Source organism: Shigella flexneri 2a str. 301 (assembly GCF_000006925.2).
Classification (GTDB): Bacteria; Pseudomonadota; Gammaproteobacteria; order Enterobacterales; family Enterobacteriaceae; genus ECMA0423.
In genome coordinates this window covers 2,753,360-2,768,216 of the sequence record NC_004337.2, presented here as the reverse complement: position 1 = coordinate 2,768,216, position 14,857 = coordinate 2,753,360, and the positions used below count along the sequence as shown (strand labels likewise).

At 49.9% G+C, this 14,857-nt stretch carries 10 protein-coding genes, 1 tRNA gene, 1 other RNA gene, 2 pseudogenes and 3 other annotated features; of the genes and pseudogenes, 1 reads left to right on the top strand and 13 read right to left on the bottom strand.

Annotated features, from left to right (window positions below):
- Nucleotides 1-5 precede the first annotated feature (5 nt).
- The 6 genes and pseudogenes from SF2690 to SF2685 form a co-directional block, all read right to left on the bottom strand.
- Nucleotides 6-1,406: pseudogene (locus tag SF2690) on the bottom strand.
- 237 nt (nt 1,407-1,643) lie between these two features.
- Complete coding sequence (gene gabT / locus SF2689) at nt 1,644-2,771, bottom strand: GABA transaminase (RefSeq protein NP_708475.1); 1,128 nt, start codon at nt 2,769-2,771, stop codon at nt 1,644-1,646.
- Nucleotides 2,772-2,937: 166 nt separating this feature from the next.
- Nucleotides 2,938-4,386, bottom strand: a sequence feature ('Similar to Escherichia coli K12 succinate-semialdehyde dehydrogenase, NADP-dependent activity gi: 1789015 (483 aa). BLAST with identity of 96% in 483 aa. This CDS contains an in-frame stop codon. The sequence has been checked and is believed to be correct.').
- Nucleotides 2,938-4,386, bottom strand: a pseudogene (gene gabD / locus SF2688). (Overlaps the previous feature by 1,449 nt.)
- Nucleotides 4,387-4,408: 22 nt before the next feature.
- The gene (ygaF, locus tag SF2687) at nt 4,409-5,743 is read right to left on the bottom strand and encodes a hydroxyglutarate oxidase (protein ID NP_708474.1); all 1,335 of its coding nucleotides are present in this window, start codon (nt 5,741-5,743) and stop codon (nt 4,409-4,411) included.
- On the bottom strand, nt 5,697-6,734 hold the full coding sequence (locus tag SF2686) for a hypothetical protein (RefSeq protein NP_708473.3): 1,038 nt from the start codon (nt 6,732-6,734) through the stop codon (nt 5,697-5,699). Before SF2686 ends, ygaF begins: the two co-directional genes overlap by 47 nt.
- A gap of 230 nt (nt 6,735-6,964) precedes the next feature.
- Entirely contained in the window at nt 6,965-9,217 is a 2,253-nt protein-coding gene (locus SF2685) for a hypothetical protein (protein ID YP_008439272.1), read from the bottom strand.
- Nucleotides 9,218-9,775: 558 nt separating this feature from the next.
- Between SF2685 and SF4498 the strand changes: the two genes are divergently transcribed.
- Nucleotides 9,776-9,851 (top strand) — tRNA-Met (locus tag SF4498).
- Nucleotides 9,852-10,068: 217 nt separating this feature from the next.
- Nucleotides 10,069-11,326: a mobile genetic element, on the bottom strand.
- Here the strand turns inward: SF4498 and SF2684 are convergent.
- The 7 genes from SF2684 to smpB all read right to left on the bottom strand — a co-directional run bounded on the left by SF2684 (nt 10,099) and on the right by smpB (nt 14,782).
- Nucleotides 10,099-10,965, bottom strand: coding sequence for an insertion sequence IS3A transposase InsF (locus tag SF2684; RefSeq protein NP_708472.1), 867 nt, complete (start codon nt 10,963-10,965; stop codon nt 10,099-10,101). It overlaps the preceding feature by 867 nt.
- Nucleotides 10,962-11,270: an insertion sequence IS3 transposase InsE gene (locus SF2683; RefSeq protein NP_708471.1), complete on the bottom strand. Its 309-nt coding sequence runs from the start codon at nt 11,268-11,270 to the stop codon at nt 10,962-10,964. Its footprint lies within the feature at nt 10,069-11,326. Before SF2683 ends, SF2684 begins: the two co-directional genes overlap by 4 nt.
- A 38-nt stretch (nt 11,327-11,364) precedes the next feature.
- Nucleotides 11,365-12,132: a mobile genetic element, on the bottom strand.
- Nucleotides 11,380-11,775 (bottom strand): insertion element IS1 protein InsB, encoded by a 396-nt coding sequence (gene insB, locus SF2682; RefSeq protein ID NP_708470.1) that lies wholly within the window; start codon nt 11,773-11,775, stop codon nt 11,380-11,382. Its footprint overlaps the feature before it by 396 nt.
- Nucleotides 11,802-12,077 carry an insertion element IS1 protein InsA gene (insA, locus tag SF2681; protein NP_708469.1) on the bottom strand — a complete coding sequence of 92 codons (276 nt, stop codon included), beginning with the start codon at nt 12,075-12,077 and terminating at the stop codon, nt 11,802-11,804. (Lies within the feature at nt 11,365-12,132.)
- 144 nt (nt 12,133-12,276) lie before the next feature.
- Entirely contained in the window at nt 12,277-13,518 is a 1,242-nt protein-coding gene (locus SF2680) for an integrase (protein ID NP_708468.1), read from the bottom strand.
- Nucleotides 13,519-13,724: 206 nt separating this feature from the next.
- Nucleotides 13,725-14,180: a 10Sa RNA (tmRNA); tags incomplete translation products for degradation gene (gene ssrA, locus SF4557) on the bottom strand.
- A 119-nt stretch (nt 14,181-14,299) separates the two neighbouring features.
- Nucleotides 14,300-14,782, bottom strand: a complete 483-nt coding sequence (smpB, locus tag SF2679; RefSeq protein NP_708467.1) for an SsrA-binding protein — start codon at nt 14,780-14,782, stop codon at nt 14,300-14,302.
- Between the last annotated feature and the right edge of the window lie 75 nt (nt 14,783-14,857).

The following is a 14,857-nucleotide window of genomic DNA, read 5'->3' as shown; positions in this document are numbered from 1 at the left end:
CATTATCAGCGCGTATTATGAACGGGTGTTTTTTGCCACAATACCAGCTTTTTCCAGCGAGCCATAATTGGCACGGTACAGATAATCCCTATCGCTAATAAGCCGGTGGAGATCACTTCTAACTGTTGCGCCGGACGGAATAGCATCACTACCAACACAAAGGTAATAAAGCCGATGACCAGCCAGGTGAGCTAGGGATCAAGCCACATTCGCAAGCGAATTTCGCTTCCTTCTGCTCGCAGAATTTTGCGCATCCGCAACTGTGAAACGGCGATGACTAAATAAACCAGCAGGGCGATAGCGCCGGAGCTGTCGATCAGAAATTTAAATACCTTCGCAGGCGCGTAATAGTTCACCACCACCGTTAAGAATGCTGCGCCGGTGGAGAGTAACACCGCCACGTACGGGGTTTTACTGCGGTTGATTTTACCCATTACCGCGGGAGCATCACCGCGACGGCTTAAGGAGTAGAGCATCCTTGAGGCGGTATACAGGGCCGAGTTCAGGCAACTGGTTACGGAAAGTAATATCACACAGTCCATGATTAATTTCGCATGGGGAATATTGAGCAATTCCAGAACCGAGCGATAAGATCCAACGGCTTTCAGCCCCGGCATATTCCACGGTATTAATGCCACGACGACAAAAATAGAGCACAAATAGAAGATAGAAATACGCCAGATAACCGAGTTGGTGGCGCGGACAATATGTTTTTCCGGCATGTCGGATTCCGCGGCGGCAATGGTGACAATTTCTGCGCCCATAAACGAGAACATGGTGATCAGCATCGCGCTTAATACCGCACCGAAACCGTTGGGCATAAAGCCGCCGCTATCCCACAATCTTGAGATCCCGCTCACTTCGGCATAAGGGTAAAAACCGCTAATTGCGACTGCACCAAGGAAAATAAAGGCCAGGATAGCGATGACTTTGCACAGCGCCAGCCAGAACTCAAATTCGCCGTAGTTTTTAACGCTTAATAAATTACTGCCAGTTAAGGCGAGGGTAATGACGAGGGAAAATAACCAGATGGGAATGCCTGGAACCCACGAGTGCAGGATCATGGCGGCGATGTTGGCTTCCAGTGGGATAACCAGTACCCAAAACCACCAGTACAACCAGCCGATGGTATAGCCCGCCCAGCGGCCAATGGCTTTATCGGCATAGGTGGAAAACGAACCGGTATCGGGCGTGGCAACTGCCATTTCCGCCAGCATCCGCATAATCATAACCACCAGTAATCCGGCGAACAGATAGGCCAGTAATACCGCCGGGTCCGCTTCGGCGATGGCGACGCTGGAACCGACAAACAGACTTGCGCCGATAACACCGGCAATAGACAACATGGTGACGTGGCGTGATTTCAGCCCGCCGCCTAACTCGTGTGGTTGCGATGATTGCCCCATCCTGAATCCTCTCGAAAGTGTGTCACTTGGGAGAGCGCCCCGACATTTCCCGCGTCGGGTCACGCGTTTAATTGTTATTGATTCTTTTTGCCGGAGAGCGGCTCCGCCTTATCCGGCCGACATAGATTTATTCCTGTTCACGTACAGATTGTCGGATGCGGCGTAAACGCCTTATCCGACTTGGATTCTCGTAGGCCGGACAAGACGCGCAGCGTCGCCTCCTGCATGGGGACGGTGCTACTGCTTCGCCTCATCAAAACACTGACCGATAATCTCCAGACCCTGACGGATCTGAGCGTCTTCAATGGTGAGTGGTACAAGGATGCGCAGCACGTTGTAATACGGGCCGCAGGAGAGAAGAATCAGGCCCTTATCGCGGGCGCGTGCCACGATCTCGGCGGTGAGTTTTGCGTCCGGTTTGCTGTGATCGCCATCTTCAAACAGCTCGATGGCAATCATCGATCCCAGCCCGCGTACGTCGCCGATCTCCGGGTGTTTTTCGGCTATCGCCAACAATCCGTCTTTTAGCTTCTGCCCCAGATCGTTGGCTTTTTGCAGCAGATTTTCCTGCTCGAACACCTTCAACACTTCCAGCGCAGCCACGCAGGCAATCGGGTTACCGGCATAGGTGCCGCCCAGACCGCCCGGTGCAACAGCGTCCATCACTTCCGCGCGCCCGGTGACGCCCGCCAGCGGGAAACCGCCTGCGATCGATTTCGCAAAGGTGGTAAGATCCGGCGCCACGCCCATCTGCTCCATCGCAAACAGCGTGCCGGTACGCCCCGCGCCGCTCTGCACTTCATCGGCAATCAGCATGATCCCGTGCTCGTCACACAGAGCGCGTAAACGCTGCATAAAGGCTGGCGACGCGGCGTAGAAACCGCCTTCGCCCTGAACCGGCTCAATCATGATGGCGGCGATATCTTCCGGCGCGGCATCATTTTTGAAGATCCGGTGGATGCTGGCGATAGCGTCATCCTCGCTTATGCCGTGCAGCGGGCAAGGATAAAGCGCGCGATAAACATGACCCGGCATCAGCCCCATGCCCGCAGAGTACGGATTCACCTTGCCGGTCAGCGCCAGCGTGTAATGCGTGCGCCCGTGATACTCGCCGCTAAAAGCGATGGTGCCGCTACGTTTGGTGGCGGCGCGGGCGATTTTTACCGCGTTTTCCACCGCTTCGGAACCGGTCGTAACCAGCAGCGTTTTCTTGGCGAAATCGCCCGGCACCTTCTGATTCATAATCTCGCACAGCTCCAGATACGGCTCGTAAGCCAGCACCTGGAAGCAGGTGTGCGACAGTTTTTTCAACTGCGCTTCCACCGCGGCCACCACCTTCGGATGCAGGTGCCCGGTATTGAGCACCGCAATCCCGCCCGCGAAATCAAGATACTCACGGCCTTAAACGTCCCACACCCGGCAGTTTTCCGCGCGGTCAGCGAAAATCGGGTGAATTTGCCCAACGCCACGGGGAATCGCCTGACTGCGGCGCTGCATTAACTCTTTATTGCTGTTCCTTCGCATTCTCCAGTTAAAGACCGATGCACATATATTTGATTTCTAAGTAATCTTCGATGCCATACTTCGAACCTTCACGACCCAGACCCGAGGCTTTGATGCCGCCGAATGGGGCCACTTCATTGGAAATAATGCCGGTATTGATGCCGACGATGCCGTACTCCAGCGCCTCGCCGACGCGGAAGACGCGGCTTAAATCACGGGCGTAGAAATAGGCGGCAAGACCAAACTCGGTGTCATTGGCTTGTGCAATCACATCGGCTTCATCTTTAAAACGGAACAGTGGGGCGAGGGGGCCGAACGTCTCTTCTTTCGACACTTTGGCGTTGGCCGGAACGTCCACCAGAATGGTTGGCTGGAAGAAGTTGCCGCCGCGTTCGTGCGCTTTACCGCCGCAAACCACACGCGCACCTTTCTCCAGCGCATCGGCAATATGCTCTTCCACTTTTGCTACCGCTTTTTCATCGATCAGCGGCCCGATGGTGACGCCTTTCTCCAGCCCGTCGCCGATGTGCAGTTTGCTCCCCGCCTGCTGTAATTTTTCGGCAAAGCGGTCATACACGCCGTCCTGCACGTATAAACGGTTGGCGCAGACGCAGGTTTGCCCGGCGTTGCGGAATTTCGAGGCCAGCGCGCCTTCCACGGCTTTATCGAGATCGGCATCGTCAAAGACGATAAACGGCGCGTTGCCGCCCAGCTCCAGCGACACTTTTTTGATGTCTTTCGCGCACTGTTCCATTAACTGGCGGCCAATCTCGGTCTAACCGGTAAACGACAGTTTGCGTACCAGCGGGTTGCTGGTCAGTTCATTACCGACCGCGCCTGCCGAACCGGTGACCACGTTAAACACGCCAGCCGGAATGCCCGCGCGAATCGCCAGTTCCGCCAGCGCCAGCGCAGAGAACGGCGTCTGACTGGCGGGCTTCAGCACCATGGTGCAGCCTGCCGCCAGCGCCGGACCGGCTTTACGGGTAATCATCGCCGCCGGAAAGTTCCACGGCGTGATGGCGGCGGTGACGCCAATCGGCTGCTTGATAACAATCAGGCGCTTATCGGCCTGATGACCAGGAATGGTGTCGCCATAAATACGTTTGCCTTCTTCAGCAAACCACTCAATGAAGGAGGCGGCGTAGCTGATTTCGCCTTTCGCTTCAGCCAGCGGTTTACCCTGTTCGAGGGTCATCAGGCGCGCTAAATCGTCCTGATGCTGCATCATCAAATTGAACCAGTTGCGCAGAATGGTGGCGCGTTCTTTGGCGGTGAGCGCACGCCAGGCGGGCAGGGCGCGGTTGGCGGCGTCGATAGCGGCGCGGGTTTCATCTGCGCCCATTTTCGGCACGCTACCCAGCTTGTCGCCGTTCGCCGGATTGGTGACGTCGATGACTTCACCATTGTTGGCGTCCAGCCATTCCCCGTTAATCAACGCCTGCTGGCGGAATAAGTTACTGTCGTTAAGTTTCATTGTTACGTCCTGTTTTCAAAGGTTATTGATTAAATGCGGCGTGTAAGGCATCCACACTACGTGCCGCTCGCAGCGTGCGTCCGGGGTTACTCTGGCTTGCCAACAGCGTTTGTACCTTGCTGACAATATGCGCACCAATAGGAATTGCTGATGTCGCTGCCGGGGAGGGCGCATTGCAGGTGTGGATCGTGCGTGGGGTGGTGACAAACAGAAAATCGTCAATCAGCTTGCCGTCCGGCGATACTGCCTGCGCCCGCACACCGGCGGGCCAGGGCTGGAGATCGCTTAACGAAAGCCGGGGACAATACTTTTGCACCAGCCGCAGATAGCCGCTTTTGCACAGCGAGTTTTTCATCTCGCCCAGTCCTGAGCGTAGATGGTTTTGCAGCACCCGGCGAATCCCCGACGAGCTCAAAATCTCCAGCGTGTCACTAAATGAGAAGTCGCGCTTGCGATAGCCTTCGCGTTTGAAAGCCAGCACCGCGTTTGGCCCGACGGTCACGCTGCCGTCGATCATGCGGGTGAGATGCACGCCCAAAAATGGCATCGCGGGGTCGGGAATGGGGTAAATCAGGTGGTTAACAATCTGGTTATGCTCCGGCGCAAGGCGGAAATACTCGCCACGGAACGGGCAGATAATAAAGCCCGGTTCGAGGCCGAGCATTTTCACCAGCCGGTCAGCCATCAGCCCGGAACAGCTAATCAGCGTCGATGCTTCATATTCACCGCCCTGACGGGTGCGTATCACCACGCCGTTTTTATGCTCACTGAGGGCGCTGACTTCGGCGTTATAAATAATCTCGCCGCCTCTGGCCTGGAAGATTTTTGCCATTGCCGCCGTCACTTCGCGGTAGCTGACAATGCCGCTGGACGGCACAAAAATGCCACCAAGCCCGGTGATATTCGGTTCGCGCTCGCGCAGTTCCACGGCGTTTATCCACTCGCGCTCGATACCGTTCGCCGCTGTGCGTTCCCATAAGGCGCGCATCCGTTCCATTTCGAGCTGAGACGTGGCGACCAGCATCTTGCCGCAGTTGTCATAGCGAATGCCGTTTTGATCGCAAAAGGCTTTGGTGGCACGGTTCCCCGCCAGGCAAAACTGCGCCTTCAGGCTGCCGGGCGTGTAATAGACCCCGGCATGGATCACGCCGCTGTTGTGGCCCGTCTGGTGACAGGCCGGGCCGGACTCTTTTTCCAGCAACGCAATGCGGGCATCCGGATAAACATCAATCAGTTGCATGGCGGTCGACATGCCGATGATGCCGCCGCCAATAATCACAAAATCATACATCCGCTCAATTCCTTTGCGCTTACTGATGCGTCTGGTAGTGGTGAGTGGCGTAAGCGAAATAGCCACGCTGACGCATCAGTTCACGGCGCAGATCCGGGTGCGGAGTAAAGCGGTCGCGACCGTGCAGCCAGAACAGGTTGTTTATCAACAGGAATTTGCCAACGGGAACGGGTACAGAAAGAATGCCTTTGCTGGTTTCAATGGCATCGGAAAGCTCGCTCAACCACACGCCTTCTTCAAAATCTTTTGGCTGGACGAACTGGTCGATATAGCGCATCACCGGGCGACCCTGTTGATCAACGTCGAACACTGGATGGAAAACATCTTTGCTGACGTTTTTGCTCGGCGGCGCGGCAAAGCGCATCGGGCGACGCGCCAGTGGATGGCGGAAATAGTGGTCCAGATGTTCCCAGTCATCGATTTTCATCATCAGCACGTAATCGGTGATCTCTTCGACATACGTGCCGTCGTTGTGCAGTTCCATCACGCGGTGCGGCTGACGCAGATAGCTGTCTGAGTTATCGACATTTTTCACCACGAAACGCGCGTAATACTGACCGCTCATCGCATCGAAATTTGAGCGACCAATCAGATGCGCTACCGCCGTTGCCAGCTTCACCATCTCATCTGCCTGCGCCACATCATCGATACCTACCGCATTGATCAACAGCGCACCTTCAGCACGGTTTAGCAGGGTCTTCAACAGCAATGGTTGCAGCTGATTCGCACACAGATCGTCAAGAATTTTGCCTACCCGAAAACGCAGAAACGATTTGTACTCCAGCGCCTGCACGGGCCATTCGGCAACCTGTTCGAGAAACTGTTTGGTCGTCTGTTCGGTGAAGGTGAGTTCCAGCAGACGCGGGGATTGCGCCGACGGGATGAGAGTGAATCCGCTATAGTCCTGGCCTGAATCGACAGCGTTATTTTGTACGGCGGTCAGTGCATTCATCAGAAGCGATCCTCTTATGAGATGTAGGGTGACATGGCGATGCTCATTTCGTAGCCATAATCTAAAAATATCTACATTTCTGAAAAATGCGCACAAAAGCGACATATTGCTTTCTTATTGTGATCAAAAGCAACAAATTAGTAACATTTAACGTAGGGTATTAAGGCAAAGTGAGACAGGAAATGAATAACTAAAGCAACAGGTTAGGGGGAGTTAACATTAGAGAACAGATTATCTGGTCGATAAAAAACAGTAAATGGCTTCACTACAAAATGACCGTTAGTAAACTAAACATATTATCTGCCCCGTTTTATCGGGGCAGATATAACATTAAATTATAAATAGAGATAGTTCGGCGGTTCTCCTGTTTTCCCTAAAAGAAGAGCGCTACGCCTAGGAATATTGATATTTAGAGATCCGCCTCTAAGCGTAAATACTTTACAAGGGGGGATAATTTTTCGGGTATTATTAATAATAATGTTAACGCTATTACTCCCCATGTTTTTATATATTCTAGGTTGCAATTTGTTAGGCCAGGTACCTTCAACTTCTTCGTTTCCTTTATTTATTATAACTAGTCCATCATGAGGAGAGTGATTAATGTTCACAGAATCCCCACGACTAAAGGCCAGAACGTTTTTAGTTGCAAATACACCCTCAAATGCGCTCCATATTCCTGCTTTATCTATATATAATGCGTGGAATTCATTGTAGAGCTGCTGATAGGTAGAGCAACCTTTATTAAGCCACGCCTCACCACCGACACGCGTGGACCCATCATAATTTTTAATTTCAGTCGTTGATTTTAATACCTGGCCATCCCAGTAAACTAAAGGCCTGCTGAACGGGAGAGCGGCCATATATGCCATTGCTAATTGTTCATCTTGTTGATGGTTAAATAGAAAGTCATTGAAAAGATTGCCATTGTTAGGAAAATCGTGGTTAATGTTAATCAATATCCGTCTTTCTGATGGGATGCTTGAGATTGTGGAACCCGGTTTTGATGCAAGGGTTAGGAGATCTCCCCCGAATGAAAAGGCTTTTATCGTCTTCATGAGCAATGAAAAATCAATGGCGCTTAAATCATCTCTTTCATAAAGCAGCGATGACATTTGTTCTTCATTCAACTGACAAGTTACCAGATATTCCATGTAATTCATAACGGTTTTTTCATGATATTTTGGGTTAAATAAGTTAGTATTGTGTAATCGCTCATTATAATTTTTAAGCGGTGGGGTTATTGATCTTTCTATTTGTTCATGTTTTGAGTGTTTTGCTGCATCATAACGTAAACCTCGTACGCCATATTTTCGCATTTCACGAACGTATTGATTTTGCAACATAATAACCTGGTCACTTTTGGGGGTTGTTTTAGGCATTCCATTTAAACTCTTTTCTTTTAATGCATGGAGGTTTTTCCATTCATCCTTAGAGATGTTATCTTTACTTGCTTCGAAGTCTTTTGCAGTGAGATGTATATCTTCTGGATGGATTTGTTTACGTTCTTTTGTTACTGGATCTTTAATGAATGGAATCAAAACCTGACCTTGCCAATAGCCAGGGATACCACTTTCTATATCTTTACTGATCTTCGCTCGTATATCAGCAGAGGGATAATCCAGGTCATTTTTACCACTTCCCCCGATTCCCATAAAGTTAAAGGTATAATCAGGAATGATATCGATACCAAATTTTTTAGCATCTTTAACCAATGCGATAAAATCCTGCAAATCCCCCATTGGATTATGGATGGTACAAAGATCTTCGGGTTGATAAGCGTGAAACCAGTAACCTTTTTCTTCTTCGGGAGTTTCTGGTCCGTCGGCGCGGAAAGTTGTCACTGGAGGGATTTGTATATACCCATAATGGGAACGTGCAAACTCAGACATATTTTCCCTGATTTGCTGGTAGGTGGCATTAAAAGCATGAAGAATCGCTTCGCCAGGTTTTTTGGGGGTGATGATTTCACATTGTGATTTCTGAACAGCAGTAAGAGATTTACGCTCAAGTGTTTGCCGTAGATGTTCTGGATTGATTAGTATTTTAAATGTTTCTTGCTGTCCGGAAGGTGACGTCACGTTAATATTATATACATCGGCTGCTAGCTCATAGTCAGGAATGTTAATAGCATATGCAACATACTTATCTTTTGGGGACGGTTTGTCAGATATAATGTGAGTGAAATGTTCAGCTGGACCATACTGATGAACACCACTGTTATCACCTCTTTCAACCATTGTATCTCGTTGATAAACCCATGTTTTCCCTTCTCCTATCCTGTCTGGCGCTGTAATGCTACTCTGTGCAGCTTTATTCAGCTCTCGGTAAGTTGTATCTGGAGAAAGGGAAATTTTATAATCGTTTTTTAACAGATCATTAATGACTTTTTCTGCGTGAAAAGTTGATATAATTTCTCTGTCTTTTAAATCCTGAGGATAAACTCCACAAGCATTAATAATATTTGTTATACAGTTTAGATATTCTAATGTATTAAATTTGGAATTTAGATCCCCATCAGTAATGTTCCATGATAACAATGTGGGGTTGTCGATAGGTAAATTTCCAGGTCCTGGTTTTATAGAAAACATAATAACGTTCCTCTAATGGTAGAGTAATATGATGTATACGAAAACATAAAAATGTTTAATTGTTGTGAAAGTAATTGCAAACAGATGTCCTATTTTTATCCAATATCTATATGGAAAAGGATAATGTTTAAATCTGTTTTTTAATTATCGATGTGGTCTGGAGAGGCAACTGTCAAAAATCGCGCATACGAAACTAATGATTAGCAGAATAAGATCTATGAAAGAATATATTGCTATATGAAGTTTATTTTTATGGAGTGAAAAGTAACAGATATCATAATGATGCGAAAACTCTTCAGCTAATGTAATAAAGTTATATTATTAGATACAAAATCATTACAAAGTATCATTGAATCGATGATAACTATAGATAGTGCTAATTATTAACATTTGCTTGTTGACTGCGAGTATCGACTTTGCGAATGGAGGCGGTGTCGGGTTTTATGTCGCGTGTAATCACGACCCAAGGTGAATGGGAACGCATAAAAATCTGTTATTTACATCATAAGATCATCATGTTTATTGCGTGGTTTATAAGTATTGTTATTGCATACTTAAGGCCCTTTAGCTCAGTGGTTAGAGCAGGCGACTCATAATCGCTTGGTCGCTGGTTCAAGTCCAGCAAGGGCCACCAAATCATCATTCATGTATCAGGAAGAGTTAAGGGTACAAGGGGTACTCGATGGCGGTCTATATTTCATGACTAACGCCATTTCAAGGAAGAAGTGCGGTGGGTGGTTTCGAATGAGGGCTGGTGTTTTGGTACGTGGCACGCCACTGCAATGTATTTATTCATCAGTACTCATTCAAAAGTACCTGGAAAAAATGCCCGCTATGCCAAGCGGGCAAATTGATCCTACCCACGTAATATGGACACAGGCCTAAGCGAGGTTCTGGTTTTCAAATTGTTCCGGATTGAGGCCGCCACACCAACTGTGCCGCCGCCACCGATTGTAATCACATTCGATATAATTAAACACCGTTGCCCGCATTATTTCCCGGCTGATAAAGTGTTCTCCATGGATACATTCCACTTTCAGCGAATGAAAGAAGCTTTCCACGCAGGCATTATCGTAGCAGCAACCTTTTGCGCTCATACTTCCACGCAGATTATGCCGTTTCAGTTGCGCCTGATAATCTGCTGAACAGTACTGGCCTCCACGGTCCGTGTGAACGATAACGTTCCGGGGCCTCTTACGCCGCCACAGCGCCATCTGCAGGGCATCGCAGGGCAGTTGCGCCGTCATGCGTGGCGACATTGACCAGCCAATAACGGCACGTGACCACAGGTCAATGACCACTGCCAGATACAGCCAGCCTTCATCTGTACGTAAGTACGTGATGTCTCCTGGCCACTTCTGGTTCGGGCCACTGGCGTAAAAATCCTGCTCCAACAGATTTTCTGACACAGGCAGGCCGTGTGCGCGGTAGCTGACCGGGCTGAACTTCCGGGAGGCCTTTGCCCTCAGTCCCTGACGGCGCAGGCTTGCCGCCACGGTTTTTACGTTAAAGGGGTAACCCTGAGCACGCAGTTCATCCGTCAGGCGTGGGGCACCGTAACGCTGTTTTGACCGGGTAAAAGCCGCGAGGACAACGCTGTCGCAGTGTTGGCGGAACTGCTGACGCGTGCTTATCCTTGTCCGCCGCTGACACCACGTATACCAGCCGCTGCGGGCCACCCGGAGCACGCGGCACATTGCTTTGATGCTGAACTCAGCCTGATGTTTTTCAATAAAGACATACTTCATTTCAGGCGCTTCGCGAAGTATGTCGCGGCCTTTTGGAGGATAGCCAGCTCTTCATCCCGTTCTGCCAGCTGGCGTTTGAGACGTGCAATCTCGGTAGACATCTCCAGTTCACGTTCAGAAGACGTCTGCTGATTTTGTTGTTTACTGCGCCAGTTGTAGAGCTGTGATTCATACAGGCTGAGTTCACGGGCTGCGGCAGTAACACCGATGCGTTCAGCAAGCTTCAGGGCTTCACTGCGAAATTCAGGCGAATGCTGTTTACGGGGTTTTTTACTGGTTGATACTGTTTTTGTCATGTGAGTCACCTCTGACTGAGAGTTTACTCACTTAGCCGCGTGTCCACTATTGCTGGGTAAGATCAAAATTCGTTGGATGATCTCAATGAAGCCGCTGAATTTGGGTAATGACTCCAACTTACTGATAGTGTTTTATGTTCAGATAATGCCCGATGACCTTGTCATGCAGCTCCACCGATTTTGAGAACGACAGTGACTTCCGTCCCAGCCTTGCCAGATGTTGTCTCAGATTCAGATTATGTCGCTCAATGCGCTGAGTGTAACGCTTGCTGATAACGTGCAGCTTTCCCTTCAGGCGTGATTCATACAGCGGCCAGCCATCCGTCATCCATACCACGACCTCAAAGGCCGACAGCAGGCTCAGAAGACGCTCCAGTGTGGCCAGAGTGCGTTCACCGAAGACGTGCGCCACAACCGTCCCCCGTATCCTGTCATACGCGTAAAACAGCCAGCGCTGACGTGATTTAGCACCGACGTAGCCCCAATGTTCGTCCATTTCAGCGCAGACAATCACATCACTGCCCGGTTGTATGCGCGAGGTTACCGACTGCGGCCTGAGTTTTTTAAGTGACGTAAAACCGTGTTGAGGCCAACGCCCATAATGCGTGCACTGGCGCGACATCCGACGCCATTCATGGCCATATCAATGATTTTCTGGTGCTTACCGGGCTGAGAGGCGGTGTAAGTGAACTGTAGTTGCCATGTTTTACGGCAATGAGAGCAGAGATAGCGCTGATGTCCGGCAGTGCTTTTGCCGTTACGCACCACGCCTTCAGTAGCGGAGCAGGAAGGACATCTGATGGAAATGGAAGCCACGCAAGCACCTTAAAATCACCATCATACACTAAATCAGTAAGTTGGCAGCATTACCGAACTTCTGGAGTGCAGAATCACCAATCCTAATATTACTACTAAATAGCTGCGCCTAATAACGCGACACCCGCCGTTTACTGTCTGGTGGCTTAACCTGCAAGGGCTGGCTGAAAGTGGGACACTATGCCGCGCAGCTATTTAGTCACCCAACTAGCTTCATTCCTTTTATCCCACCTTCAATCATGCTTCCACGATCCGCTGCCATCACAAAATTTGCCCACCATTGCATCATCGGGCGACGCTGTTCCAGGTAATCGCTGCGGTTATAAGCACGACGAACCTCATTCTTATCCACATGGGCCAATGCTGCCTCAATGGCATCAGGCGGAAAGCCTTGTTCATTAAGAGCCGTACTGGCAATTGATCTCAGACCATGCGAAACAAGCACACCACCAAAACCTGCGCGTTTTAGTGAGGCGTTAACAGTCTGACTGTTCATAGGCTGGTTGGGCTTGATACGGCTAGGAAAGATAAATTCTCGGTTGCCGCTTAGCGGTTTCATCATCTCCAGCACAGCTATTGCTTCATCTGACAATGGAACAGTATGGTCGCGGTTCATTTTCATGCGTGCTGCGGGAATCTTCCACTCTTGCGCTTCTATGTCTACTTCTTCCCAGCGAGCTTCAGCCGCTTCGGCAGGGCGGGTAATAGTAAGAAGTTGCCACATGAACAGGCAGCGTGTGGAAAGGCTAATGCTGGCTGTTCGCATTGTCTGCATCAGTTGAGATAGCTGATCCGGTCGAATGCTGGGCATGTTCTTTTTCTGAGGCTTTTCGAAGGCTTTACCGATATTAACGCTGGGAACAGCATCAATCAGCCCTGTGTTCTGGGCATAGATCATGACCTCATTAATACGTTGACACAGGCGACGAACCGTTTCCAGTGCTCCTCTGGCCTGAACCGGTTGTACGGCCTGAACCAGTGTATGAGCTTTAATATCTGTAACGCTAACGTCGCCAATCGCAGGAAAGACATCTCTTTCAAGAGAGCGCCAGATATCTTCCGCATAGTCCTCTGTCACACTGGCTTTCTTCACATTCCACCAACGTTCAGCTACGAGCTGGAAAGTATTGGTTTTGGCTTCCAGCGAACTACGCAATTGTTCTTGCTGATGTTCCTGCGGATCAATCTGTTTAGCTAGGAGTGAGCGGGACTCTGCACGGTAGTTTCTGGCATCGGCAAGGGTAACTGACGGGTAAGGGCCTATGCTTTTCTTTGCTCGTGTCTTGGTGACAGGGCGAATGTAGCGAAACTGCCAGATTTTACTCCCGCTGGATTTAATGAGTAGCTCAAGGCCATCGCCATCATAGAGAACGTAGTCCGCTTCCTTGGGTTTAGCAGATTCGATTTCCTTAACGGATAGAGGTTTGGTTTGTCTTGCCATTGCCGGGTTTCCATAGTTTTAGGCACCTCAAAGACAATATAGCTTTATGAAGTGCCTAACAAGGTGCCTAAAAGGATCGGATTTAATTAGTTGGCATCAGACTTCGCGGGACAAATTCGGAGCACAAAAAAGCCCGCAGGGCTTGCGCCGTGCGGGCTCTTAGGACTTCATCGGATGACTCTGGTAATCACCGATGGAGAATTTTGGTGGAGCTGGCGGGAGTTGAACCCGCGTCCGAAATTCCTACATCCTCGGTACTACATGCTTAGTCAGTCTTTACATTCGCTTGCCAGCTGCGGACGGACACGCCACTAACAAACTAGCCTGATTAAGTTTTAACGCTTCAACCCCAGGCAGGGCTTCCACGCGATCTCTTTTGGGTTTGACCTCTCTTGATCCCCGTCCTAAGAGCGGAGGCTAGGGAGAGAGGGCTCTAAGCAGGTTATTAAGCTGCTAAAGCGTAGTTTTCGTCGTTTGCGACTATTTTTTGCGGCTTTTTACGAGGCCAACCGCCCCTCGGCATGCACCTTGGGTTTCGCAAATCCCGTCGAATCCAGAATCAGCCCCAATGTGTAAAGGTAAGTATACCAGATTTATGAGCGCCATGACCAGCCTCAATGGCGTTATCGTTAAAGATTTAGCACCCATGTAGCCTGATTTTTATTCGATTAAGCAATGGGATGGCAACATTTGTGTCGGATGTGATAGCCAATAAGATGTTCATTCGCGCCGCCGGAGAGGGAGGCGCGGTGAGGAACTGGTCAATAATTGGAGTGCAGGTTTAACGGTGGGCGTTTTTCATGATGCGTGCTTTATCCACCTGCCATTCGCGTTCTTTGATATCTGAACGTTTATCGTGCTGTTTTTTACCTTTGGCGACGCCGATTTTCACTTTGCACCAGGCATTTTTCCAGTACAGGGAGAGCGCCACTACGGTATAGCCTTCTCGATTGACGCGACCGTACAATGAGTCCAGTTCGCGCTGGTTGAGAAGTAACTTGCGGGTACGGGTAGGATCGCACACCACATGCGTGGAGGCCACGGCCATTGGCGTGATGTTAGCGCCAAACAGAAATGCCTCTCCGTCACGCAGAAGGACGTAGCTGTCGCTGATATTGGCTTTTCCTGCGCGCAGGGATTTAACTTCCCAGCCTTGCAGGGCAAGTCCCGCTTCGAACTCTTCTTCGATAAAGTATTCGTGACGGGCGCGCTTGTTAAGCGCGATGGTCGCTGAACCAGGTTTATGTGCTTTTTTCTTCGTCATAAGCGTCGTGAATCATCGGTAATCTGAAATCGAAAATACCCCATATCAATCCTGCGGGGGACAAGGCTCTATCTT